This is a genomic window from Paenibacillus sp. FSL L8-0638 (genome assembly GCF_038593075.1).
Taxonomy (GTDB): Bacteria; Bacillota; Bacilli; order Paenibacillales; family Paenibacillaceae; genus Paenibacillus; species Paenibacillus polymyxa_D.
The window spans coordinates 317,965-344,512 of record NZ_CP151960.1 but is presented as its reverse complement, the minus strand read 5'-3'; the positions used below and the strand labels follow the sequence as shown (position 1 = coordinate 344,512).

General features: G+C 44.6%; 22 protein-coding genes. 11 read left to right on the top strand and 11 right to left on the bottom strand.

All coding sequences use genetic code 11. The features are described 5' to 3' along the window. Positions 1–267 precede the first annotated feature (267 nt). Positions 268–2,703, bottom strand: a complete 2,436-nt coding sequence (locus tag MKY35_RS01460) for a LamG-like jellyroll fold domain-containing protein (protein ID WP_342445388.1) — start codon at positions 2,701–2,703, stop codon at positions 268–270. A 431-nt stretch (positions 2,704–3,134) separates the two neighbouring features. On the opposite strand from MKY35_RS01460, the gene MKY35_RS01455 reads away from it, so the two are divergent. The 5 genes from MKY35_RS01455 to MKY35_RS01435 all read left to right on the top strand — a co-directional run bounded on the left by MKY35_RS01455 (position 3,135) and on the right by MKY35_RS01435 (position 8,533). After that, positions 3,135–3,479 carry a DUF805 domain-containing protein gene (locus MKY35_RS01455; RefSeq protein ID WP_342445387.1) on the top strand — a complete coding sequence of 115 codons (345 nt, stop codon included), beginning with the start codon at positions 3,135–3,137 and terminating at the stop codon, positions 3,477–3,479. 151 nt (positions 3,480–3,630) lie between these two features. Beyond that, positions 3,631–5,226, top strand: coding sequence for a spore germination protein (locus MKY35_RS01450; RefSeq protein WP_342445386.1), 1,596 nt, complete (start codon positions 3,631–3,633; stop codon positions 5,224–5,226). A gap of 36 nt (positions 5,227–5,262) precedes the next feature. Then, the gene (locus MKY35_RS01445; protein ID WP_342445385.1) at positions 5,263–6,468 is read left to right on the top strand and encodes a Ger(x)C family spore germination protein; all 1,206 of its coding nucleotides are present in this window, start codon (positions 5,263–5,265) and stop codon (positions 6,466–6,468) included. 303 nt (positions 6,469–6,771) lie between these two features. After that, positions 6,772–7,893 carry an endospore germination permease gene (locus tag MKY35_RS01440; RefSeq protein ID WP_342445384.1) on the top strand — a complete coding sequence of 374 codons (1,122 nt, stop codon included), beginning with the start codon at positions 6,772–6,774 and terminating at the stop codon, positions 7,891–7,893. A gap of 241 nt (positions 7,894–8,134) precedes the next feature. Then, entirely contained in the window at positions 8,135–8,533 is a 399-nt protein-coding gene (locus MKY35_RS01435; RefSeq protein ID WP_029516862.1) for a hypothetical protein, read from the top strand. A 128-nt stretch (positions 8,534–8,661) separates the two neighbouring features. On the opposite strand, the gene pyk is transcribed toward MKY35_RS01435, so the two are convergent. Next, positions 8,662–10,077: a pyruvate kinase gene (pyk, locus tag MKY35_RS01430; RefSeq protein WP_029516863.1), complete on the bottom strand. Its 1,416-nt coding sequence runs from the start codon at positions 10,075–10,077 to the stop codon at positions 8,662–8,664. A 179-nt stretch (positions 10,078–10,256) separates the two neighbouring features. Here pyk and MKY35_RS01425 point away from each other — a divergent pair, with 179 nt between their 5' ends. After that, positions 10,257–11,045, top strand: a complete 789-nt coding sequence (locus tag MKY35_RS01425) for an AraC family transcriptional regulator (protein ID WP_029516864.1) — start codon at positions 10,257–10,259, stop codon at positions 11,043–11,045. Between the two features lie 97 nt (positions 11,046–11,142). Here the strand turns inward: MKY35_RS01425 and MKY35_RS01420 are convergent, their stop codons facing one another. The 7 genes from MKY35_RS01420 to MKY35_RS01390 all read right to left on the bottom strand — a co-directional run bounded on the left by MKY35_RS01420 (position 11,143) and on the right by MKY35_RS01390 (position 19,074). After that, a complete protein-coding gene (locus MKY35_RS01420; RefSeq protein ID WP_069010127.1) occupies positions 11,143–11,547 on the bottom strand; it encodes a hypothetical protein in 405 nt (134 codons plus the stop codon). A 102-nt stretch (positions 11,548–11,649) separates the two neighbouring features. Continuing rightward, positions 11,650–12,237, bottom strand: a complete 588-nt coding sequence (locus MKY35_RS01415) for a hypothetical protein (protein WP_341071524.1) — start codon at positions 12,235–12,237, stop codon at positions 11,650–11,652. 433 nt (positions 12,238–12,670) lie between these two features. Next, a complete protein-coding gene (locus MKY35_RS01410; RefSeq protein ID WP_023986594.1) occupies positions 12,671–14,089 on the bottom strand; it encodes a sucrose-specific PTS transporter subunit IIBC in 1,419 nt (472 codons plus the stop codon). Positions 14,090–14,156: 67 nt separating this feature from the next. Then, positions 14,157–15,632, bottom strand: coding sequence for a sucrose-6-phosphate hydrolase (locus MKY35_RS01405; RefSeq protein ID WP_342445383.1), 1,476 nt, complete (start codon positions 15,630–15,632; stop codon positions 14,157–14,159). A gap of 180 nt (positions 15,633–15,812) precedes the next feature. After that, a complete protein-coding gene (locus MKY35_RS01400; protein ID WP_165149230.1) occupies positions 15,813–16,835 on the bottom strand; it encodes a LacI family DNA-binding transcriptional regulator in 1,023 nt (340 codons plus the stop codon). Positions 16,836–17,003: 168 nt separating this feature from the next. Continuing rightward, positions 17,004–17,846: an aldo/keto reductase gene (locus MKY35_RS01395; RefSeq protein ID WP_342445382.1), complete on the bottom strand. Its 843-nt coding sequence runs from the start codon at positions 17,844–17,846 to the stop codon at positions 17,004–17,006. 31 nt (positions 17,847–17,877) lie between these two features. After that, positions 17,878–19,074 (bottom strand): MFS transporter, encoded by a 1,197-nt coding sequence (locus MKY35_RS01390; RefSeq protein WP_029516873.1) that lies wholly within the window; start codon positions 19,072–19,074, stop codon positions 17,878–17,880. 188 nt (positions 19,075–19,262) lie between these two features. Between MKY35_RS01390 and MKY35_RS01385 the strand changes: the two genes are divergently transcribed. Next, complete coding sequence (locus MKY35_RS01385) at positions 19,263–19,628, top strand: helix-turn-helix domain-containing protein (RefSeq protein WP_013368959.1); 366 nt, start codon at positions 19,263–19,265, stop codon at positions 19,626–19,628. A 78-nt stretch (positions 19,629–19,706) separates the two neighbouring features. Here the strand turns inward: MKY35_RS01385 and adhP are convergent, their stop codons facing one another. Beyond that, positions 19,707–20,723 carry an alcohol dehydrogenase AdhP gene (gene adhP, locus MKY35_RS01380; protein WP_165149234.1) on the bottom strand — a complete coding sequence of 339 codons (1,017 nt, stop codon included), beginning with the start codon at positions 20,721–20,723 and terminating at the stop codon, positions 19,707–19,709. 217 nt (positions 20,724–20,940) lie between these two features. Between adhP and MKY35_RS01375 the strand changes: the two genes are divergently transcribed. After that, positions 20,941–21,780, top strand: a complete 840-nt coding sequence (locus MKY35_RS01375) for a carbonic anhydrase family protein (protein ID WP_342445381.1) — start codon at positions 20,941–20,943, stop codon at positions 21,778–21,780. Positions 21,781–21,891: 111 nt separating this feature from the next. On the opposite strand, the gene MKY35_RS01370 is transcribed toward MKY35_RS01375, so the two are convergent. Continuing rightward, a complete protein-coding gene (locus tag MKY35_RS01370) occupies positions 21,892–23,178 on the bottom strand; it encodes a Gfo/Idh/MocA family oxidoreductase (RefSeq protein WP_342445380.1) in 1,287 nt (428 codons plus the stop codon). A 138-nt stretch (positions 23,179–23,316) separates the two neighbouring features. On the opposite strand from MKY35_RS01370, the gene MKY35_RS01365 reads away from it, so the two are divergent. The 3 genes from MKY35_RS01365 (at position 23,317) to MKY35_RS01355 (ending at position 26,430) form a co-directional block, all read left to right on the top strand. Beyond that, the gene (locus MKY35_RS01365) at positions 23,317–24,153 is read left to right on the top strand and encodes an AraC family transcriptional regulator (protein ID WP_342445379.1); all 837 of its coding nucleotides are present in this window, start codon (positions 23,317–23,319) and stop codon (positions 24,151–24,153) included. A gap of 523 nt (positions 24,154–24,676) precedes the next feature. Then, a complete protein-coding gene (locus MKY35_RS01360; RefSeq protein WP_342445378.1) occupies positions 24,677–25,372 on the top strand; it encodes a response regulator transcription factor in 696 nt (231 codons plus the stop codon). Positions 25,373–25,374: 2 nt separating this feature from the next. After that, on the top strand, positions 25,375–26,430 hold the full coding sequence (locus MKY35_RS01355; protein WP_342445377.1) for a HAMP domain-containing sensor histidine kinase: 1,056 nt from the start codon (positions 25,375–25,377) through the stop codon (positions 26,428–26,430). Positions 26,431–26,548 lie beyond the last annotated feature (118 nt).

Sequence of the window (26,548 nt, the reverse complement as noted above, 5' to 3'; positions counted from 1 at the left end):
TCACAATCTCAATATACTCATATTACCATAAGTGTATTGAAAACGCAAGCACTGGTGAATTTAATTTATGCAGAGTGCTTATGTTCTCTATTGCTGTCAAAGCTGTGTTCATTCGGCGGGAGCGAGTCATTAACGCCTACTTAAAACATTATATCCGCAGTTGCTACCTATTATACCAGCAATCAAGAAATAAATATACAAAACATTGCGCAGGAGACGAACTTCTTAATAAAAGTCCATCTCCTGCGTTTATTTGCTTATTTTGAACTACAAATCTGCCAGTGCTTTAATTTCCTCTGCTGTCAGCGCTTTGTTATACAATTGAACTTCATCCAGGCTGCCATTGAAGTAAGCATCGGCGGCAAAGCGGCTTTTGCCGAGATAAGCCTCGCTCGTCAGCAACTCATTGGGATTAAAGGTAATACCGTCATTAACAGCTACTTCCTCACCATTTACATACAATTTCCCTGTATTCCCTTCCAGTGTAACCGCTACATGCGTCCACTGGTTTAGCGGTAATGATGATTTGGAAAGCAAGCTTTGATCCGTACCTTCATGGATTGTAAACTGGAGTACACCGCTACCTTGGGAAGGGGTAAGAAACATATGCCGGGCTTGGCCGTTGCCGAAGTCAAAAATCCGTTGCCAAGCTGCACCGCCCTTCCAGTTCACCCAAGCGGAAAAGGTAAAATCCTTCGCATCTGTTACTGTATTTGGTAGTTGCACGTAACCATCCTTACCGTTTAGGACAAGCGCACCACCAAGCTTCCCGTCTTTATCCCATGCAGCACCACCATAGGTCTTACCATCAAATTGATTGTATGTGCTGTCGACAACCGTAGTTCCTTGATCTTCACTCCACGAATAGCGTGCGAGCTGAGGACCTTGGGCCTGCCCGGGAACAATGGCTGTAAAGCTTTTCTTAGCGGTGGCTTTGTCCTTTTTAATGGTCGCCGTCAATGTAACTGTTACAGGCTGAGAACCGGCTTCTGGACGGTATACATCACCTGTCACAGAAATATTCTCCGGGTGGGTGGACTCCCATGAAATAGTGGTATCTTGTGCTGCTTGAGTAGGTAGCGTCAGATTATAAAGAACATTGCTCGTATCGCCCAGACTAAGGTCCTTCTGCACAGCAGTTACAATCTTGCTGGCCTTCAGGTCAGGCTTTAGCGAACCCCATACCGCAACACCCTTGGAGGACAATGCGGTAAAAGCAAGCGTCTTGGCACCTGTGTCTGGATCACGGTGCCGCAGGAATACACCTTTGTACTTCGTGCCCTCTGCTGTAATTTCCAACTGATTGTCTGTTCCCAACTTCCATGTACCGTTCACTCCACCAGACAGTTTGCCACCGCGATCCAGATTGACGATAACAGCTTGCTTAATATTTGCCGAAATTTCCTTCCCATGATTTACATACGAGTATTGACCGAGGACATCCTTTTCTGACAGCTTTTTCAGTGAATCCTCATCTCCCGAATAACGATAAGGAGCAACCACAGGCCAACCGTCAGCGTTCATAAACATTTCATGTACCCGCACTTCAAACTGTTCGCCTCTCCCTGGGAAACGTGAGTGAAAAATGACAAAATGCTTTTTCGTCTTGGGATCATAATAAGCCGAGTTGTGTCCGGGCGACACATAGCCTGCACCCAGTCCTGTACCCGGATCACCAATTTCTCTTGGAATCAGGTAATTACCTATCAGTTTGACACCGTATGGTTCAATGGAAGCGTCATCAAAAAGTGGTTTGTCCGGATTCGCCTTGACCTTGATCATATCGTTGCCTTCAGCATCGTAGAAAGGACCATCCGGTGTTTTGGACCGAGCCACCCGCAGGTTGTATCCGCCATCCGCTGACAATCCACCATACGATAGGAACAAGTAATAGTAGTCCGTTTGCGGACTGTATTGTATGTACGGACCTTCCATACGAGCATGGTTGCCGCCTGTCAGCTTTTTCCCGTAGCCTTGACCTGGGAGCTGCTTCCCTGTTTTTTCATCCATCTGCATAATGAAGATGCCTCCTGAGTAGGAGCCATATACCATCCACAGCTTGCCGTTCTTATCGTAAAAGGTGTCCGGGTCCACGGCATTCGGATGCTTGGTTGCGTCATAGATCGTCCCATCCTCACTCGGTTGGTCCCACATACCGGATTTTAGAAAAATTCCTTTATTCTTATACGGCCCTTCAATTTTATCAGCAACGGCTAGACCCATTGCTGAACGCGGTGAGTCACCCTTGCAAGCGTTATAGTACATATAGAACTTGCCATCTGCCAGTTGAATGACATCAGCTGCCCACAGCGTGTCCGTCTGTGCCCAATCCAGCGCTTCCTTTAATTCTTCTTTGACGTTGGGAATCAATGCATTACCATTCGCCACTCCTGTAGCAATCGTATCCCAATTCATGAGGTCTTTGGACTTGGCAGCCGCCAGATGTGAGCCAAAAATGTAAAAGGTGTCTTTCACTTTCAGAATGGATGGATCATGTACGGAAGTCTCCTTGAAAGAGACAGCCTTTTTACTTTGAATTGAAAAGTTTTCTAGGTCTTGAGCTTGAAGGGAAGTTTGCCCCACATTTTGAATTCCATCTGTATCTGAATTGAGTGTCGGCTCGGCTCCTACCAAAGAAGCAGGCAACAACAGTGCACCTGCGAGTGAAGCTGCCGTTACTTTACGAACAAATGTTTGCCTCATAAATCAATCTCCTCTCGTTTTGAACATCCCTGATAACATAAAACTATTGAGAAAGCGGTCAGGATTATGTTTGTATTAACTTCTTCAGCCTCGAATTTAAAGTTGTTTACCCCTCCCATTCATAACTAAAGCGCTTTCAATTGATTTGAAAAATATAAAATCACCTTCTGTTAAGAAGGCCGATTCAAACCTGACGGTTAACCGTACCTCTATATTATTCAATAGATATGGAAAATTCAATATGAAATTTTATGTTTTTATAAATTATTTATTTAATTATTAACATTAATAAAAGTATTGCGTAAATTTCTAGTTTAAAGTTATAATTTTACAAGTTAAATTTTATGTGTTATCTGCCGATATACCTAAAAAGAATGATTTTACGATTACTGTAAAACAAACCTTTAAATTTTATGAGGAGGTGAAAATATATGCAATGGTATTTAAATGCTTTAAAGAACTATGTAGGATTTCAAGGTAGAGCAAGACGTACAGAGTATTGGATGTTTATCTTATTTAGTGTAATCGTCAGCTTTGTAATCAGTCTGATCGATAGTCTCTTCGGCTTAACTCCGATATTGACTTACATTTATTCTTTGGCTGTCCTGCTGCCATCCTTGGCCGTCCTGGCCCGTAGACTGCATGATACAGGCAGAAGCGGATGGTGGATTCTAATCGCTCTGATTCCTCTGGTAGGGTCAATTATTTTGATCGTATTCACATGCCAAGACAGTCAGCCTAGCGACAATAAGTATGGAAAAAACCCTAAATTGTAATGGTTGTAGATGTCTAAAACCTCTTTCACTTTTGTGAAGGAGGTTTTTTTCATATCCGCATCTCCCATCGAAATTCCAGCAATAAGTTTATCTGGAGACCCCTGCGTCCATACTGGAATAAAAAGTATCCTCAAGGAGAAGGAGAACGTTTATGCGTTTTCGGAAAAGAACCCCCCCGAACAAAGTTAAAAAACCGCCAGTCCAGCACAGCGAAAGTAAGTCTGAGCATTCAGAAGAGCAGCTCAGTGCGAATATCGAAAGCAATCTTCAGCGAATCAGACAAGCACTCGGTAACAGCACCGACATCATCATAAGAGAAGTTCGTATTGGCAAGAATGGTGATCAGCTCATTGCAATCCTCTATACGGACGGTTTGGCGGACAAAAATATAGTCTCCGACTTCATTATGGAATCGATGATGCTGGATAGTAGCTTGTCCAGGGACGTAGAGTGTAGGCTCCAGAATTCCTCTAGTGTCATGCATATATTGAAAGACTATGCCCTAACCATCGGAAGCATTCGGGAGATTATCGACTTTGAAACCTTATATAACGCGCTGTTGTCCGGGGATGCTGTCATTTTGATTGATGGTGAAACGCAGGGAATAATCGCTAGCACACGTGGATGGAAGGATCGTGGGGTCACGGAGCCTGCCTCGGAAAATGTCGTCCGTGGGCCACGGGAAGGATTTTCTGAGACACTGCGCACGAATACGGCCTTAATTCGGCGTAAGATTAAAGATCCGAATTTGTGGCTGGAGACCCAACAAATCGGTCGTGTGACCCAAACTGATGTCGCTGTCATGTATATCAAGGGGATTGCAAACCCTAAATTGGTTGAGGAAGTTCATGAGCGACTGAATCGCATTGATGTAGACGGCATTCTCGAAAGCGGGTATATCGAGGAGTTAATCCAGGACGAAACTTTTACCCCTTTTCCGACAGTATACAACTCTGAACGCCCAGACGTGATCGCCGCGGAGCTGTTGGAAGGAAAAATCGCGATCCTGGTGGATGGAACCCCGTTTGTGCTTGTCGTGCCTGCGCTGTTTGTTTCCTTCCTGCATGCGGCAGAGGATTATTATCAGCGTGCAGACATTAGCAGCTTTATCCGGGTTCTACGTTACACCGGAGTTTTTATCTCCCTGCTCGGTCCGTCCTTATATGTTGCTATCACTACATTTCATCAGGAAATGCTGCCGACCTCACTGCTGATCGGTCTAGCGGCACAGCGGGAGGCTGTTCCTTTCCCCGCCTTTATCGAAGCGCTCATGATGGAACTGACATTCGAAATATTGCGAGAAGCTGGCGTTCGTATGCCCAAGTACATCGGGGCAGCCGTCTCTATCGTAGGCACACTCGTCATTGGACAAGCTGCTGTCGAGGCGGGCATCATATCTGCGGCAATGGTTATTGTCGTATCGATTACCGCGATTTCCAGCTTTGTGCTTCCTGCCTATAATATGTCCATTGCTTTTCGTATGCTGCGGTTCCCCTTGATGGGACTCGCTGCTTCCTTTGGGCTGTTCGGGATTATCGTTGGGGGCATTGCCCTCATCCTGCATATGTGCAGTCTTCGTTCGTTTGGCGTTCCCTATATGACTCCTTTTGCACCTCTAATACCGACGGACACCAAAGATACCATATTCCGGCTTCCTCACTGGATGATGATTTCACGTCCCCGGTTAGTCGATCAGAAGAATGTCAAACGTCGAAACAGCACTCCGCCCCGAAAATCACGGGAATAGAAGAAAAGAGAAACCGTCGGAAAGGAGTGGATAATCATGAAGCGGAAGAAAGTGATTCTGTTCCTGATTCTTGCACTCGTTTTACTTCTGACGGGCTGTTGGAATCGCAGGGAGTTGAATGAGCTTGCCATCGTCGTGGGTATGGGGATTGATAAACAAGGAGATCAGTTCCGGGTCTCTCTACAAGTGGTGGACCCTGGAAAAGCATCGGCCAAAAAAGGAGCAGGCGGCGGTGCTCCAGCCACCTTGTATACAGAAGAAGCGGATACCATATTTGAAGCAATCCGAAAAATAACAACGATTAGCCCCCGGAGAATGTATTTTTCTCACCTACGTATATGTGTAATTGGTGAGTCGATGGCCACCGAAGGAATGGCGAAAGCTTTAGATTTACTCTCCAGATATCATCAGTTCCGAACCGATTTTTATATTGTAGTGTCCAAGGGCACTAGTGCGGAGGATACGTTGAAAATTATGACGCCTTTAGATCCGATTCCCGCAAATGACCTTTTCTCCTCTCTGGAAACATCACAGAAAAACTGGTCACCCAGTACAACAGTAACTTTGGATGAAATGATTGCAGCTATTACCAGTGAAGGAAAACAGCCTGTGCTGACAGGCCTTCGGGTCATTGGCAATAGAGAAATGGGAGAAACCAGCGGCAATGTGCAAGAGATCGCCCCATCCGCCCGATTACAGTATTCCGGACTTGCTGTATTTAGAAAAGACCGATTAATCGGTTGGCTAAATGAAACTGAAAGTAGAGGCTACAACTTCATCCTTGGCAATGTGCAAAGCTCTGTCGGCTTTGTAGCTTGCCCCGGAGGCGGCAAAGTCGTCTCGGAAATCATTCGAACCCAAACCGCTATAAAAGGGAGCGTTTATAGGGGGGAGCCCCAGATCAATATAAAAATGCAGGTTGAGGCCAACGTGGGGGAAGTTGAATGTACTGGCCTGGATTTGACCCAGGTGGGGACGATTTATGACCTTGAGAACAAAGAAGAAGAAAAGATAGAAGAGATTATGAACTTGGCTGTCAGAAAAGCTCAAAAATCATACAAAGCTGATATTTTCGGATTCGGTGAAGCCATTCACCGTGCTGACCCGAGAACCTGGAAATCCATTAAAAAAAATTGGGATTATGAATACTTTACAGAATTACCTGTACATATCAAGGTGGATTTCAAGATTCGGCGTTTGGGTACGATTGGCAGCTCATTTTTAAATGATATTAAGGAGTAAAATCCCTTACCCTACAAAAGAAGGTGTTTTCCAAGATGCTGTCTCATATGGTGAACGTTTTGGGCATAATACTGATCGCTGCTGCAATCAGCTTGGTCGAGGTCCCCTACATGTGGAAAAAGAGGTTAAAAAAAGAGCTTTGGGTATTTTTCTTCCTTCTCTTTTTTGCCGTCGGCATTGGCTGTGTCAAGGCATTAAATTGGCTAATTCCAACTCCTCTTGATTGGATAACAGCCGTATATAGGCCATTTAGCGATTTCCTGACCTATATGGGTCTAATCAGATAAGACGAGGTGAACATTGGTGCCCGGACAGATTAAAATTTCAGCACGCCAAATTATGATATTAACAACTTTATTTACGATCGGGAGTGCAATCCTCATCGTCCCTTCCGGTATGGCATCGGTAGCCAAACAAGATGCGTGGATTGCCGCGCTCGTTGGAGTCGGGGCCGGGCTCCTTATCTTGTATATGTACAGCAAGATTGCAGCTCTGTATCCAGATATGACCCTGATTGGGATTATGGAAACCCTGCTCGGAAAATGGTTAGGCAAAGCCGCCGGTCTTCTGTTTTTCATCACACTATTCATCAATGCCCCTGCACCCGTTTTATTTTATATAGGGAATTTTATGACTACTCAAATGATACCAGAAACACCGATTCTAGCGGTAAATATTCTCTTTGCGCTTATTGTAGTTTTGGCTGCTCGACTAGGTCTCGAAGTGCTGGTCCGTTCGGCTGAACTGCTATTTCCGTTATTTACTCTGCTTTATATTTCTTTTGTAGGTTTAGTGGTGTCCGATATTAAGCTGGAAAATGTTCAACCTGTATTGGAGGCGGGAGTTGGACCTATTTGGCCTGCTGCCCTGTCCTTTTGTAGCACTGTGTTTATACCTCATATTATTTTGCTCATGATCTTCCCGGCTTCTATAAATCGTTCCGATCAAACCCGTAAGGCTTTTTTCATAGGCAGCGTGATTGGCGGATTGATGTTGGTCGTAGTGGTTGCATTGGCAATTTTGGTATTAGGTCCTGACTTAACGGCAAGAAATCTATATCCTAGCTATGCGTTAGCCAAAAAAATTAGCATCGGCAATTTTCTACAGCGCATCGAAGCAATCATGGCTACTATGTGGTTTATTTCGCTCTTTTTTAGAATTACGCTGTATATGCACACCACGGTGACAGCAATAGCCCAAATCTTCCGTTTGAAAAAAGACCGGCAATTGGTGCTTCCTCTCGGGATGATTTTAGTCATCCTGTCCATCATTGTGTATCCCAATGTCCCTTACCAACAAACCTATGATACAAAGACGTGGGTTCCTTATACACTATCCATCGGGTTGTTGTTCCCCTTACTGTTGCTCTGTATTCATGGGATACGAACAATGTGGTCAAAGAAAAGGGCAGAATCCAAAGGGTAGATCACATCCATTATTCACATCCGTGAATTTTTTTAGCTTTACCTGTTTACATTCTCCTCTTTTAGTTTATTTTAAACGAGTATTAAGCTGGCACTAAGATTGGGTGTGTATGATGTATATTAGAATCTGGTAACTACATAAGCCGGATCGGCTAAAGGCATAAACATTACTCCCGTTGGATATCCATATAAGGCTCCACTCTGTCAGAAATTGAATGAAACACAAAGGAGATTTTACACTTATGAATCGAAAACGAATGTTGGTCATCTGTACACTGTTGCTGGCGTTGTCTATTGGGCAATCTTCTACTTGGGGAAGTCGGGCTAATGCTGCTACACTGGCTCCAGAGAGAGCCCCTCAGGTACAGGATAATGAAGCTTCCAAGGATGATGAACTGTTGAAAACATTGGGCGCATCCTCGGATGAGCAATTATATGAAGCGTTGTATAACGGTCAAACCTTGGCAGATATTGCACACACCAATAATCAGGATGCACAGGCTGTCGTTGATTTACAAGTAGCTCAGTTAACGGAGCAGTTGGATCAACGACTGGCTAATAAGAGCATTACGCCTGAGCAATATCAAGCCCATAAAGCAGAATTGACACAAGTCGTTGCTAAAAGTGTGTTCGGGCTGTAAGTCAGTGACGTACGTGGCCAGCTATACGCCGTAGTTCATGACACCCTCAGAGGTGCTTCTTAATTCATGTCAAAAAGGCGCTCCCCCGACGGGATGGCGCCTTTTTGCTGTCTATATTTTGTTGTAAATTACACTTGGTATACTCGGATCAAGTTAGTGGTGCCCGCCTCAGCGACTGGAACACCCGCCGACAGGACTACAGTGTCACCTTTATGGATATATCCTGCATTCAGAGCGTTACGGATGGAGGATTCGAACATTTCATCCGTTGTAGCTACTTTATCCCCTTTGATCGGGAACACACCGGATAACAGGCAAATTTTAGCGAATACCGTATTATTCGGAGTAACCGCAATAATAGGCGCCTTCGGACGATATTTGGATACCATACGTGCCGTGAATCCACTGGCAGTCGAGGTAATAATCGCTTTGGCATCCAGCTCCAGAGACGAACTTACCGCACCCTGACTAATCACTTCGGTAATGTTGGTGCTCTGACGTGCTCTGCGCTTATCGAACTGCTCCTGATAATCCAATTGTGATTCTGCACTGGCAGCTACCGCAGCCATGGTCCGTACAGACTCGACAGGATATTTACCTGCTGCAGATTCGCCCGACAGCATAACAACATCGGCTCCTTGCATAACGGCATTAAACACGTCACTAACTTCAGCTCTCGTCGGACGCGGGTTTACCTGCATGGATTCCAGCATGTGGGTAGCTACGATAACGGGCTTGCCAACCAGATTACACTTGTCGATCATTTCTTTTTGCATCACAGGCACATCTTGAATCGGCACCTCGACGCCCAGATCGCCACGGGCTACCATAATGCCATCGGAAGCCTCGATAATATCATCCAGGTTTTCCATGCCTTCAGCATTTTCAATTTTGGAATAAATTTGTACATGCTCAGCATGATGTCCCTTCAAAATCTCACGGATTTCACGGATATCGTCGCCTTTACGCACAAAAGAAGCCGCAATAAGCTCAACGCGCTGCTCCACCCCAAATTGGATGTGCCTCACATCTCGCTCCGTCACGCCTGGAAGGGTTGTATGAATCCCTGGCAGGTTTACACCTTTTCTCGGCTTCAAAATACCGCCGCTTACAATATTACAAATCATTTCCGTACCTTCGATGGAGGTTACAGTCAGATCAACCAAACCGTCGTCAATGAGAATGCGGTCGCCTGGTTTGATGTCCTTCGGCATATCTGGGTAATTCACTGAAATACGATGCTCGTCCCCTAGAATCTCTTCTGTGGTCAGAATGAGCTGGCTACCTGGCTTCAGCAGACAAGATGCCTCTCTCAGCTTGCCAATCCGTATTTCCGGTCCTTTAATATCCATCATGACAGGGATAAAGGTATTCATTTCCTTCGCAGCCTGACGCACATTTTCGATACGCTTAACGTGATCTTCCAGCTCACCGTGAGCCATATTCAAGCGGGCTACAGTCATACCAGCCTGGATCATTTCTTTTAACAAATGAATGGAGTCACAGGCAGGTCCCATAGTACAAATAATTTTCGTTTTAAGCATAGTAATGTCATCCTCCTGAATGTCTTTACTGTATGGTTTTCTATTCCACTTTGCTTCTCTATCTACATTAAACTTATATGGCTCTATTCTACCTGTACCCGTGCACCAAGACTATGAACTATAGTATGATGAATGTACTACAGTATAATGAATGTTGAAGACATCGGGGAGTGAGTTTCGTGATTACATTGGTGGATATACGGCAGGACAACGGAGTGGACTGGTATGAAAAGGCTAGTGCAAATAGCGACAACGATGACTTACTGTTCATTTTGGTCACCTTTGGCAAATGTGTATATTGGGTGAACGATTGCAAATTCATTCTCGGTAAAGGTGAAACACTGCTTTTACCCAGTCATCTGGATTACTATGGCAAGAGCATTCCTACGCTTTTTCATACCAAGTATGTGATACATTGCCGCAAAACATGTACGAACAGCACACTTCCCATCCTGAATACTGACAAGCCGTTGTTGATCAAGCCCGGATGCTACGACATGCTGCATGAACGGATCAAATCGATGTACTATCAATGGACTGAACACCCAAGCTACTACACCATGATGGCTGACTGTCTGCTGACCGAGGCCATGATATATATGAATCAGGAATGGGACAAAGGCGCCATTTCTTGCGATCGAGAGCGACATGTGGAACATATGAAACAGTATATCCAGAACCATTACCGGGAAAAGGTAACCAAGGAGGAGCTTGGCGACGCCATCCGTAAAACCCCCAATTATGCCGCGACGCTGCTGCGTGAGGTAACACGCCAAACGATCAGCGAGCATGTACATACGCAACGTATTAAAACCGCCATCTACATGCTGACCGAGTCCCGGCTAACGATTCGTGAAATTTCGGAGTATGTGGGATATAGTGATGTGTCCTATTTCCATCGAATCTTCAAACGGTTAACAGGCTGCTCACCGTCCGAATTTCTGGATGAACGTTCCTCCATCGTTTAGAACTACAGAAATAGGATTATGGGAAGATGATACGAAGCAATTTTGAATTTGAAGCTAGAAAAAAGAACGCTCATTTTTTTGAGCGTTCCTGGGAAAATCAGTTTTCTTCCTCTTTTTTTTCGTAGGTGAAATTTCTTAAAATGACCTGTTTTGTTTTAGAAGTTATTTCTTCTCCCTTATTATCCAAATTTGCAACCTGATCGCTTTGGTACTTGTTTGGAACCTTAACGGGATAAAAATCTCCGTGCTCAGTTAGCAGGACATGGGGTTGTTTAGATTCAGCTAGATGAGTTAGTTCTTTCTTTCTCTCTGGTGAGAGCTGGTTAGAATCATCGGTTGCCTTAGTCTCAGTTTTGGTTACACTGGTTTTAGAATCGCCGGTTACCTTAACCTCAGTTTTAATTTCATTAGCAAAAGTTTGGCTTTGAATGACGGTTATAACCCCTCCGATAAGAACAGTTAGACCTAAGACAACAACACTTGTTCTTAATCGCTTGTTCACACGCACACACCTCCCTTCTCAAAAGATGTATTACGTATTTTAGAAAATATTAGTATTATAACGAGTTCATAAAAAACATAATAATCGTTAAATAAAATAGTATTAAAACGTAACGTATCCATTTCCTGAAATCGTATAATCATTGAGGTTAAGTACCATTACCTGGTATTCTCCAAAACCTGGAGCTTTAATTTGAAAATCCCTATTTTCATCTGTATATCTTCCATAAACGGCAAAAACCTCTCCCAAATAATTTTTGTTCACAAGCAGGTAACCTACTTCAGGGCTGGACCAAGAACTACCATCTGCCCATTGTACTACATGGAAATTCAGGATAGCTGCGTTATTAACCGAAAACTTATTAGAGTAAACAGCCCCATCGTCTCGAGAATGGTGACTAAATGACCATGCTCCCAATGACATAGGAGAAATCTTTTGATCGAGTTGAGTCTTTTCTTTTTCAACAGCAATTGATTCTATGGGTTTCGCATTTTTGATAACTTCATTATATTCTTCAGGCGTCAAACCGCTCAATAGTGAATTCGAATTAGCAATTGAAGAATATGGTGGGAATAGAGACGATGAAGAAGATTCTTTAGCCGATGAAGAGGAATCTGCGTAGGAGCTTGTAGGGCTCAATCCGATGGCTACCAGCATGACAACTAGCATAGTTACAAGAAATTTTTTCACGAATAATTGCCTCCCAAATACTAAATTTTAACAACATTTATATAATAACACACAAAATACCCATAGTGTACATATTATTTGTAATTTTTACCTCATTGACACAATATTTCGTCTCCTTCCGGAAGTCTGACAGATAAAAATGGACAATCATTCAGCATGAAGGGAGCATTTTCAGTCTATTGGGCGTTTAAAAACGGACTAACGTCCAAAGTCCATTTCATTGAGATGCTCTGAAACCCATTGCGTTATGAGCCGACTGTTGGCCAAAGCCAAATTACGTATCCGGTTACGTAATGATAAAGTCTATAAAAAACGGTCTCCCTACCTGGAAGCTTCTCTAGCATCCCTTTTCAACAAGGGCCAAGAGCGCTCCAAAGTAGGGCGACCGTTATAGTTCATTTATATGCGAATCTGTGCTTATTCCGAAATCATATTAAGTTGAAGAACCCGCTGTTTTGACCTCTTCCAACATTTTATCGTTATAGCCAAACATCCAGGTCAGGACAAACGCTACAACCATAGCAGCCAAGTTCGCCAAAATGTAAAGCGGAAGCTGATGGTTCATGTAGAGCAACGTGCCTGGAATGACTGTAACTGCCATACCTGTAGCCGCCAAATGGAAGACAGAAGCGATAAAACCACCAACCGCACCACCGATAAGCCCCATGACAAAAGGCTTCATGTATCTCAGGTTGACCCCGAAAATAGCCGGTTCCGTAATCCCCAGAAAAGCAGACAACGAGGAAGGAAGTGCTAACGCTTTCAGCTTGCTATTCTTCGTTTTCAGTCCAACCGCCAGACAGGCAGCACCTTGAGCAGCCATAGCGCAGGTAATGATGGCGTTAAAGGCGTTTGCGCCGTTCTTTTCAAGCAGTTGAATCTCCAAAAAATTAAAGATATGATGCACACCTGTAACGACGATAATCTGATGTAAGAAACCGATGACAATCCCTGCAATACCGAAAGGCAAATCCAGCACAAACGTTGTTCCGTGCAGCACCCATTCCTCAAGTGAATGGAAAATCGGACCGATGGCAAACAACCCTAGGGTAATCATGATCAACAGTGTTAAAAACGGTGTAAGAATCAGATCTAGCGCTTCAGGCACCCGTTTGCGCAGCGCCCGCTCCAGCTTGGCTCCGATCAAGCCCACGAAGAAAGCTGGCAATACCGAGCCTTGATAGCCCACCACAGGAATGAATCCGAACATCGTCAACGGGTGTGCTGAGCCGTCCGCAACACTATAAGCGTTGGGCAAGGCTGGGTTTACCAGCATCAGACCGAGAACGATACCCAGCACTGGACTACCACCGAATACTCTAAAGGCTGACCATGCGACTAACGCTGGCAGAAAAGCAAAGGCCGTATCCGTTAACACTTGTGTGTATAATAGGAAATTGGGTGAAATATCCTGTGGCGTCATGCCAAGTAGAGCGAGAATTTGTGGCTGAGTGAGCAAGCCACGTAGCCCCATGAACAGCCCTGTAGCGACCAGCACAGGAATAATCGGTACAAACACATCACCAAAGGTACGGATGGAGCGCTGGAAGACGTTTCCTTCCTTTTTCGCCTGACTCTTCACCTCTTCTTTAGATGAACCAGTCACGCCAAGCTTTTCGACCTCTTCAAAAATTCGATTTACCGTACCTGTACCAAAAATAATCTGATATTGTCCGGAATTGAAAAAAGCACCCTTGACCTTGTCGATCTCCTCAACTTTTTTCTGATCAATTTTCTCCTTGTCATGCACCATAATCCGCAAGCGTGTCGCGCAATGAGCAAAAGATGCAATATTTTCTTGCCCACCGATTGCCTGGATCACTTCTTTAGCTATTTCTCTGTTCTCCGCCATGATGTTCATCCTCTCGTTGATTCCGTTATGTTTGATGATTAACGATCCACTTGATGTTTTAGCCTACTCATGTAAAATCCCATTTCACCGCCTGGAAGAGAGCCTCTCCCTTGTCGGCAAAAAAGCGTATTTCGTCACTCTCTGGATGCGGAAAAATACGACTGGTGAACACCTCTTCCCCATCATTGACGAAAATCTCAACCGAAGACGTATCTACAAACAAATGAAGTTTGATATGATCTTTATCCCATGAACACTGCCGTACCTCACCATACGAAGTGGCTACAGGCTCACCTGATTGCGAACGATCCAATACAAGTTTGCGACTGATGGCATCATATTTAATTACCGTTTTCTCAGTCTCACTCGCACGGAATTCAATACCAAACATCTTAGCGCTTAAAAGATCTACCTCACAGATCAGCTCATAGGCCGTACCTGTAAATCCTTCATAGGTTTTGCTCTCTGAGAATAACGTGTCAGCTACCCGATCCTCACGATTTCTGCGTAGCGTAGTCAGCTCAGGAATTGGCCGCTGCAAGAGTTTGCCCTCATGAAGCGTAAGCTCCCTTGGTAATGTCAGACAATGAGCCCATCCGTTCGGATCTGTGGGATAGTCGATATCCGGCAGACCCATCCATGCCACCATAATACGCCGCCCCTGCGGGTCAATCATCGTCTGTGGCGCATAGAAGTCAAAGCCTCTATCGAGCTCGTGGAATGCGCCGTGCTTCAGTGTTCTTGTCCCGGTATCCAGCGGCTTGCCGATTACGTAGCCCGATTGATAAATATTGTGATTTTCATCCCCGGAAGGCTCCAAGCCCTGAGGAGAAAAGATCAAGACACCTGCTTCGTTCAGTTCAAAATAATCCGGACATTCCCACATGTAGCCAAACGACTCCAGCCCTGTGCACAATTCTCCCTCAAACTCCCATGAATGAAGGTCGGTTGATCGGTAGAGGACGGCGCAGCCTGTTAAATTCGTTCTTTGAGCACCAATCACACAGTAAAAGCTATCGCCGTCTTTCCATAGCTTGGGATCACGAAAATGGTCTGTATACCCTTCTGGCACATTGGAAATAACGGGGTGCTCCCATTTAGTAATGCGACCGTTCTCGTCCATAACAGCCATGCATTGATAAGGATGTCTGATCCAATCTTCATCTCGTGCATTTCCCGTATACAGCATATATAATTTGCCCTCATGCTCCAGTGCGCTGCCTGAGTAAGCCCCATGTGAATCAAAATAATCCCCAGGTGCAATGCCAATGCCCGCACTATTCCATGTGGCCAAATCTCTGGATTTCAAATGATACCAGTATTTCATCCCATGATCCGTTCCGAGTGGAAACCACTGATAAAATAAGTGGTATTCACCTTGGTAATACGAAAAGCCATTGGGGTCATTGAGCAAACCTGTCGGTGGCTGGATATGAAACCCCTGCCGCCAGTGACATTGCTCCACTTTCTCCTCCAAGCTGGCTATTTCACCGGGCTCTGCCTGCTCGATCATTCGATACTTTTGTTCTCTTGTCATTTTCATAGTTGTACCTCATTTTTATTAAAACTTCGCCTCAGGAACCGGTTCCAAATTAGTGAAAAAATATTCTTTCGGAACCGGTTCCCATACGATTAAAAAAATGCTCATCCATGGATTTGCAACCGATTCCATTTATGTCCGTATACTATGGAACCGGTTTCGAAGAAATTATAATCCACTTGTTCAGCGTTTGTCAACGCTTTCTCTTTCGATAAGGGAATAATTCATGACCGTCACTTTTTCTACCGATTTATGTTCTACCAGCCGCATAATATTTTGCGCTGCTACACGTCCAGCATCCATATACGGATATTGAACGGTTGTCAGCGCAGGGTGAATGACCTCCGTAATATCGTATCCCCCAAAGCCAGTTACCGACAAATCCGACGGAATGACAATCCCTCTGGAATAAGCCGCATTGATTACGCCCAGCGCAATATTATCCGTAGCACACACCATTAACGTTGGCTTGAAATTGTCCAAAATAGCGGATGCAGCAATTCGTGCATCGGACATTTTAAATCCGGTCTCATAGTATCTGATATCATACCCTGCTGCTTGCATCGCATCGTCCGTACGAGACTCAGTAGGCAATGCATCGCGTACAGCCTGCCTAAAGCCCTCCTTGCGCTGCACACCGACGGCAACATCCTTTTCAGTAACACCAACGTAGGCAATTTCGCGGTGTCCCTGAGACAAAACGTACGTGCCAATATCATATCCTGCACGATAGTCATCATGGATAAGGCTATGAAGCTGCTCGTGCTGCTGGCCCACCAGCAACACTGGAATACCGATGTCACGAATCGCGGTCAGATGGTCGTCTGTAATTTGAGCAGCCAGCAAAATGATACCCGAAATCTTTTGTCGGCCCAGCTCATAAATGGCTTCGATTTCACGCTGTACATCCTGGCTCGTATTGGAGATCAGCATCTGATAATGCTGAGAACGCAGTTCCTCATCAATCCCCATCAGCGTATGAGATGTCGCAAAAGAATCCAGACGCGGCACAACGGTGCCGATGATGTTGGTCCGCTTCGCCTTAAGACTCTGGGCAAAGGCATTGGGCACATAGCCCGTGGCTTTAACCACTTTTTCAATTTTTCGTTTCGTATCCACGCTGACAGACCCGCCGTTCAAAAAACGGGATACCGTGCTCTTGGATACACCAGCCATTTGGGCTATATCTGCAATCGTCTTATTCATGAAGTCCCCCGGAGATTTTTCGTATTCACAAGCTTCCAAAACGTCTCTTTTCACATAACCCTATAATACCATATGGCGGGATTGGATTGCTGTGGCTCCAGACCCATCATGCACAAAACGCCGTCCCTTCAGTGAAGAAGGAAACGGCGTCTCATGATGAACGTAATTTTAAAAATCAAAGTTATCCGGATCTGGACCTACCCGAAGATCGGCATTTAACGCCTGAATTCGATCCATATCCTCGCGCGTCAGTTCGAAGTCAAAAATATCGGCATTTTCGACGATCCGATGCGCCTTGGTAGACTTGGGAATGGTGACAACTCCCTGCTGCACATCCCAGCGTAAAATCACTTGCGCCACCGATTTACCGTACTTGGTCGCTATGTCTTGCAGTACCAGATGATCCAGCAATTGGCCTTGCATTAACGGGGACCAGGCTTCCATTTGAATGTCGTTCGTTTGACAGAATTGCAACAGCTCGGTTTGGGTTAATTGTGGATGGAACTCCACCTGATTGATCATTGGCTTGATTTCAGCATCTTTCATGAGATCTTCCAAATGATGAATCTGGAAGTTGCTGACTCCAATTGCCTTAATCCGTCCTTCTTTATACAAGGATTCCAACGCTCTCCAAGCTTCTTTATACTTTCCCTGAACTGGCCAATGAATCAGATATAGATCCAGGTATTCCAGACCCAGCTTATCCAGACTGGCTTCATAAGCTGCTCGTGTCTCTTCATAGCCTAAATCTGCATTCCACACTTTGGACGTGACGAACAGTTCTTCTCTGGACAGATTATTTTCCTGAAGGGCTTCCTGAATAGCCTGCCCTACACTGCTTTCATTCGCATAGATTGCAGCTGTATCTATACTGCGGTAGCCATGCTTTACAGCAGCCTTTATAGCATCGACCAGCTCCGAACCTTCCTCCACTTTAAATACCCCGATGCCAAACCAAGGCATACGAACTCCGTTGTTTAACAATGTTGTGCTTTGTAAGTTTTGTGTCATTTTGTATCTTCCTCTCTATTTTTTAAAAGCTTTAACCTGTAATGGTGGTTGTATCCCTTTTTTCGAGCATACGACTCCAGCCTGTGAGCAGAACCGCAACGAAAACCATAATGCTCCCGATCCAGGCTGTATGAATGAGACCGAGTGAATCCGTTACAATCCCGCCTACATAAGCTCCGATGGCTATCCCTGCGTTGAAAGCAGCAATATTAACAGCAGAGGCAACATCGACAGCTTTGGGTGCAAACCGTTCGGCTAACATGACTACATATACCTGTAACCCGGGCACGTTCATAAACGCAAGCAATCCCATAAAGAAGATCGTAATCAGTCCTGCCGTTTTAAAAGGTGCCGTGAACAACAGGAGAAAAAGGATCACTGCTTGAATCAGAAACATGTAAAACAAAGCTGAAAGCGGCTTACGGTTTGCTGCTTTTCCGCCAATGACATTCCCGATGGCAATCGCAATTCCATACAGCAAAAGAATAAACGTTACCGTACTTTGCTGAAATCCGGTTATGTCATGAAGTAATGGAGATAAATAAGTAAACACCACAAATGTGCCTCCATACCCCAAAGCTGTAATGATAAATGCAAGTAGCAAGCGACCATTGGTAACCAGTTTGACCTGCTCGCGGAAAGGAGTCTTGTTCCCTTTGCGCAGCGTAGATGGCAGCAGAATCAGATTGGCGATGAGTGCCACTACACCGACGACCACAATCGCCATAAATGCAGCCCGCCAACCCCATTGCTGCCCAATATAGGTACCCAAAGGTACACCTGTGACTGTGGCTACGGTCAACCCGGAGAACATAATGGAAATCGCACTCGCTCGACGATCATCCGGCACAAGATCGGCCGCGATGGTGGAACCGATGGACATGAACACCCCATGGGCAAACGCCGAGATCACACGTGCAATCAGCAGCAAGGCAATTCCACTAGAGACCGCAGCAAGGCTGTTACCTGCAATAAATATAATCATGATCCACAGCAGCAACGTTTTACGGGGAACACTTGATGTTAATGAGGTCAAGACAGGTGCCCCAATGGTAACCCCTAATGCATACAGCGTTACAGTTAGTGCGGACATCGTTACAGATATGTGCAAGTCTTCAGCAATCAGGGGAAGCAGTCCCACGCTGATGAACTCAGTTGTCCCAATCGCAAAGGCGCTTACGGCTAGAGCCAGTAATGGCCATATACTTCCTTTTGATTCTGGCGACATGTTTTTCCCTCCTATCTATAGAAATCTTCAACCAACAGATGTTATTATGAGTTATTCAAGCAATTATGAACAGTACGTACTTTTTAGTGATATAGGTACCAAAAAGTACCCTAAATAAAGTTCTTTTTGATTAAAACAGGCTGTTAAGGTATGTATAACAGAAAGCGATACACATGGAGGGATCGGCATTGGGGAAGAAAAAATACAATATCTCTGTTGAGGCGACGTTAGAGGTAATCGGGGGGAAATGGAAATGCGTGATTTTGTGTCATTTGACACATGGAAAGATGCGGACAAGCGAATTAAAACGGATGATGCCTTCCATAACTCAAAAAATGCTGACTCAGCAGCTTCGTGAATTAGAGGAAGACGGCATTGTCAATCGGATTAGCTATAATCAGGTTCCACCCAAAGTGGAATACGAGCTTAGTGAATATGGATGTAGTCTGAAAAGCATTTTAGATTCTCTTTGTGCCTGGGGAGAAAGACATATCATTAAAGAATATGGGGATAAATCTGCGGTTTTGGAAGATAACATTCTGAATAAGCTGTAAAGCCAAAAAGAGCGCCTGCAATACATCAGCAGGCGCTTCCTCTCTCTGAATTCCAAGGGTTACCAATTAGATTCCGTTTTATTTTGTGAAATCAATGACCATGCGCCCTTGGATTTTGCCATGCTCCATCTCCTCGAAGATCTCATTAATGTCTTCGAGCGGACGTTTTTGTACAAGAGGGACGACTTTACCTTCTGCAGCGAACTGGAACGCTTCTTTAAGGTCTTCACGAGTGCCGACCAAGGAGCCAATAACTTGAATGCCGTCCAGAACCAGACGAGGAATGTCCAGATCCATCTTATCGGTTGGAAGACCTACAGCAACAACACGCGCGCCAGCTTTTACAACGTCGATGGCCTGGTTGAAAGGTGTTTTGGCAACAGCAGTAACCACGGTTGCATCCAGACCAGCACCGTTTGTTAACTCCTTGGCTCGGGCGACCGGATCTTCTTTCATACTGTTAACGGTATAGTCAGCACCAATTTGTTTGGCCAGTTCTAGTTTTTCATCACTGATGTCAAAGGCTACAACTTTAGCATTGAATACATTTTTGGCATATTGCACCGCCAGGTTACCCAAGCCGCCAATGCCGAAGATACCGATCCATTGGCCTGGTTTGATTTCACTTACTTTAACTGCTTTATATGTTGTAACCCCTGCACAAGTTACACTACTTGCAGCGGCAGGATCAAGACTATCTGGTACCTTGACCGCGTAGTCAGCTGTGACAATACATTGCTCTGCCATTGCACCGTCTACCGTATATCCGGCATTTTTAACTTCACGACACAGCGTTTCCCGCCCAGTTAGGCAATATTCACAATGACCGCAGCTTTCGAACATCCAGGCAATACTTACGCGATCACCAATTTTAAGACTGGTTACTCCTTCACCTAATTCAATGACTTTTCCAATACCTTCATGTCCCAGTACTCTGCCTGTGACATCACCGAAATCTGCATTTTTCACATGTAAATCTGTGTGGCAAACTCCGCAGTATTCAACTTGGACTAACGCTTCTCCATGCTTCAAGGAACGCAAAGGTCTCTCTTCTATACTGACTTTCTTGTCTTTTGTAACAATTGCTGCTTTCATGTAGATCTCTCCTTTAAATAGATATGGAATTATTTTGTAATGTACACTCATTATTATAGTAATTTTTGCCCAAAAAGGACAAATATAAATCTAACTTAAAACTATTTAATCCAAAAACGCTTCTTTCTAAGTCCTTGGACCCTTGTAGGAACTTTGTACAATAATTTACAATGTAAAAAGTTTCACATATTCTATTTTGGAAGAAGGATAAAGAAACATGAAAAAAAACTGGAAAGGTTGCCTGTTCAGCATATTTTCCATTATCTTGGTTGTATCGGTAACAGGATGCAATTCACAGCCCGCCATTTCTAGTACCACTAGCACTTCATCCTCATCAGTTAACAACGCTCATGCAGTTGTTCAGAAAGGCCCACACTGGTCCTATGAAGGAGATCAGGGACCGGAACATTGGGGAGAGCTGGAAAAAGATTTTGTTGCTTGTGGTAACGGCCACGAACAATCTCCTGTCAATATAGAGCATACCCATCTGGAAGCATCGCAAACACAGCAACCGCTGCAAGTTCATTACACTAATACGAAAGCATCCATTTTGAATAATGGGCACACTGTGCAAATCAATGTTGCCGATGCCAGCAATAGTATCATGCTGGACGGTACTAAATTCACTTTAAAGCAGTTTCATTTTCATCACCCGAGCGAACACCAAATAGATGGTAAAAATGCTGAAATGGAGCTTCATTTTGTCCATCAAAGCGACAACGGAAGCACAGCTGTCTTAGGGGTCCTTATCCAAAGTGGCAAAGAAAACAAGGCTTTCAACCGCATCTGGTCCAAACTACCGAAGGATAATTCCCAAGAAGCGGTGGCTCTAGATGAAGAAATAAATCTCGCTGCGCTGCTGCCAAAAGACCTGCACTCCGTTCGCTACAACGGATCGCTGACTACCCCGCCATGCACAGAACATGTAAATTGGACAGTGCTGGAGCAGCCTATTGAAATGTCCGCAGACCAAATCAACCAGTTTGCTGCCATTTTCCCCGACAATCATCGTCCTGTACAACAACTGGGGACCCGGGAACTGACTGCCGATAAATAATAAAATAAAGTGCCGTAAGATGTAAGGTGCATTCTATATTTGAATACCAAAATAAGCCCCCTCTGTTCAATCTAGTTAGAGGGGGCTTTTCGGTATTGAATTTACTACTCATTACAAACGCACCAGTTCCTCCACCTTCACTGGCTGACCTGTACGCATAGAGCGGTTGGCGGCGATGCCTGTTAGAATGGACCATGCACCATCGATATGTGAGGCCGCACGATGAAACCGATCCTCTGCCGGCTTATCAAAAATATCCCGCAGCATAACTGGATCTCCTCCGCCATGACCACCTACGCCTTCTTCTACCTCGACCTCATAAGGTGCTGCAAAGTGGGGATAGATGGTGATGGTCTTCTCTTTTATCGCACCCTCATCTGCCTTGCTGCCACCGGAATTAACATAGGATTGCTCGGATACCCGAACCTCCATACGTCCCTTCGTGCCATTAAATACGATGATAAAGCCCTCCCAAGGCATATAAGCATTCAGTGAATAGTTCATCACCGCCTTGTTCTGATACTTCACCATGACACTCAGCGTATCTTCAATGCTGATATTGTCGCCAAATACGCTTTGATCCCGCACATAGCCATCCTCATGCTCAGCGTCTAGATACATGCTTTTTAGATGCTCGTTACGGTCCAGGTGTAGCGCGAAAGGGTCATTTTCCGCTGCCTTGCTGCCGTAAGCCCGTTGATAAAACTCCGTCGCGCCACGCTGCTCCGCATTTTCCCGCCCATAAAATTTCAGATCCCCCATCGCATACACCGTCTCCGGTTTCGAGCCGAGCCAGAAGTTCATCAGATCAAAATGATGCGTCGATTTGTGCACTAGCAGACCGCCGCTATTACGCTTGTCCCGGTGCCACCGACGGAAATAATCCGCGCCATGCTGTGTATTCAGCAGCCATTCGAAATTGACTGACAGCACCTCTCCGAGCGTTCCGTCCATAATAATCTCGCGGATTTTCGTATTATGCGGCGCATAGCGGTAGTTAAAGGTGACGCGCAGCTTTCGTCCCGTGCGTTCTATGGCATCCAGAATGTCTTGGCATTTGTCCTCATCCACCGTCATCGGCTTCTCGGAAATGACATCACAGCCCAGCTCCATCGCCCGGATAATATACCGGTGATGCACCCGGTCAATGGTCGTGACAATGACGATATCCGGCTTCGTTTCCGCGATCATCCGATCAAACTCGTGTGCTTTATAGGTCGCAATCGGCTCATGCTCGTATTTCTCCTGTAACAGCTGATTGGCATAATCCATTCTCGTCTGATTGACGTCACAGAACGCGATCAGCTCCGAAGTATCTTTGAAAACGGTAACAACTTCACCGTAAAAAAATTCGGCTCTTCCTCCGGTACCCACAAGTGCATATTTGATTTTAGCCAATTGGTTCACACCCTTTACATGAATTGCTTTTATTTTATAGTATAAGAAAGAGCGAAATCTTCGCTTTTATTATGATTTTTCCCAAAAAATATACATATATTATCCTTATGTATTCTTTCATTAAAGGAGACTATCGATATGATCGCTACACCCCGCTTTGCCATTGAGCAAGCGCTGCGGACGGTGCCATTCAGCATGTCCGCCGACCATGTCCACCAAGCGCACGAAATCTATTATTTGCTGGCAGGAGAGCGCTACTATTACATTAATCAGCGGGTATACGCGCTTCAGAAGGGCGATCTGATTTGGATTAGCAAACATGATTTTCACCGTACAAGTAACAAGGGTAGCGGTAGCCATGAACGGATTTTGATTAACTTTGATGAAGAATTTGCAGCCTCGCCAATGACTGTCTCTCCCTCCAGCGATCAGAACCAGCCTCTTCTGCCAGAAAAAAGCTTTCTGCTTCGCCCCTCCGCGGAAGAACAATGCGAGCTGGAGCATCTATTCCAGCAAATGCTGGATGAATACTACCAAGAACATGCCTACCGCCAACTATATCTCCAAAGCTTGCTACTCCAGCTCCTTATCCGCATCCGGCGCATACAATCGGCCACTGCCGATACCATTGCACCGGAACGTAGCGAAAAGCAGCAACGCGTGTACTCAGTCATCGCATACCTGCATGCTCATTATGCCGAGAGCCTGTCACTAGATCAGCTGGCTGAGCAGTTTTATATTAGCAGCACGTATTTGTGCCGTATTTTCAAGCAGACAACAGGTTTTACCTTAGTAGAATATCTTCAAGATGTGCGGGTCCAGCAGGCTCGTGCGTATTTGAGAGAAACAAACTGGAAAGTGACTTCCATTGCTGAAAAAACGGGTTTTGACAGCATCGCTCACTTTGGTCGTGTATTCAAGCATCTTACCGGGCACACCCCGCTACAGTACCGAAAAAAATACAAAAAGGAGTAGCCATACGAAAAATCGGCATCCCCTGTTCCAAAGGTTCTCAGAGTTTTAAGACCCGAAGGGTCGGTGTAATCCAAAATGTGCGTTACATCTCCCTTTACATTACGATAATAGCTGTTACTATAGAGCCATGATCCCTTACTGATTTCAATCAGTAAGGGATTTGGAGCGGAATACCCATTTGAGGTATACCATGTTTCATGATCTTCCCATTTGAGGTATACCATGTTTCATGATCTTCCCATTTGAGTCCTATCAAAGTCATGTGGAGTGCGTAGCTCGGATGGACTTTATCGGAAAAGGCTGAAAACCAAAACTTGTGATGGTTTTCAGCCTTTTCACACTGTCTTTTGATTAGACACACTCCCGGACATTACGTCAAAAGCTATGTGCAGGCCTTCAAGCTGGAATATGTGCATAGCTCGACCGCAGAGACGCTTTGAGCGCTACTTTTTTCAATGCGAGAGGATCATGCGGCTCTTGTTTTATAAATTCAGTCCACTTAAAGCGGCTGGGAGGTATAAATATGCTAAAAACGATATTAGTTGTAGACGACGATGAAGAAATCGTAAAACTCATCACAAAGAGTTTAAGATACGAGCAATTTGCAATAATTTCGGCATATTCTGGGAAAGAAGCCTTATCTGCATTGGAAGAAAATCACATTGATTTCATCGTTCTTGATATAGTAATGCCTGATATGGATGGACTTGATGTCTGCAGAAGTATCCGAAATTCTTATAATGTTCCAATTTTGTTTTTAAGTGCGCGTGATAAGGACATTGATAAAATCGTCGGGCTCGAAATAGGAGCAGACGATTACATGACCAAACCTTTCAGTATTCAGGAGCTTGTCTCCAGGATAAAGGCTCACTTCAGAAAAGTGGACAGGCTTTTTAAAGAGTGGGATGAACTTAGTCCCAGTAACGAAAAGGCGGATTCTCCGCTCATTTTGAACGATAAGACGTTTGAAGCATTCCTGAATAGCAGGAAGCTCGACTTATCAACGAAGGAATTTCAGATTCTGTCTATCCTCATGCGCCACCCCAATAATGTATTGACTCGTGAGCAGATATATGAAAACGTCTGGGGAGATGAATACGGAGAAATAAATACCGTAACGGTTCATATAAAAAATATCCGTAAGAAACTTGGTTCTGAATATGACTTTATTAAAACAATATGGGGCATAGGATATAAATACACGGAAAGAGAGCAATAGTTATGAAACTGAAAATAAAGCTTCCTCTTTTGTTCCTGCTGATGTTTATAATATTCATGTTTTCGATTGGAATGTACCTGAAGCTTGTCTTTGCAGTATATTCCCCTATACGCAGTTCATTGCTGGACTCGCGATATATAGCATTGCTCCTGCCCATATTTGCAATTGCCTGTTTCATATTTATTATTCTGATTATCTATATTCATTTTTGCATAGAGAAACCCATTCAGCTTCTGAATACCAGGCTTGAAGAAGTAAATATTGTACATCCACTGCCTCCGCTAGCTCTGAGAAGTAATGACGAGATCGGAGAACTTTATAAACACTTCAATAAGATGGAGCACCGGCTTCAACTCGCCCACAAAGAGCAGATCGATATGATCGCGGCAATTGCCCACGACTTGAAAACACCCTTGACATCTATTAATGGTTTTACTGAACTGCTGGCTACGCACAAGGATTTACCAGAAACTGAAAAGCAGGAATATTATGATTTGATTCAAAAGAAGTCAGGATATATGGTTGAACTCATCAATGATTTTTCCAGCTTCACCAAAGAAAAACTGGAGTTGGAATCTATGGTAGCTACACCTGTAAAAGCATCAAAATTATTTGAAAACATTGCCCTTGAATATGAGTATGAGTTGGAAGGACTTGACAACGAGCTTACTTGCCGCCATTCATTTACGGAAAATATATTGCTGATGGTCAATGAACCGATGATACGTCGGGTTTTCGGCAACCTCTTTAGCAATGCTGTAAGATATGGAGGGAAAAATAAGCTGAAAGTGTATATGACCGGATACCCGCTAGGACAGTATGCCTTTTTTCAAATCGAGGATAATGGAATTGGAGTGCCGGAAAAGGATATATCTTCTCTGTTCCTCAAATTTTTCACTGTGAATAAATCGCGGCAAATCCAAAAGGGCGGACTGGGGCTGGGGCTTGCAAGCTGTAAATCCATTATTGAACATCATAGGGGCGAAATTTGCGCCTACCCTTCCGAATATGGCGGTTTGGGGATAAGATTCAGCCTTCCCTTGGCCGCACAACACTGATTTTATTTTTGCACATTTTCTCTTACTACAGGAGATAAAGGCTGCTGCCAGCTGTGAACACCCAGGCAGCAGCCTTTTTTATTTTTTCAGTGTTTTATAATTTTTTATATTCTCTTTA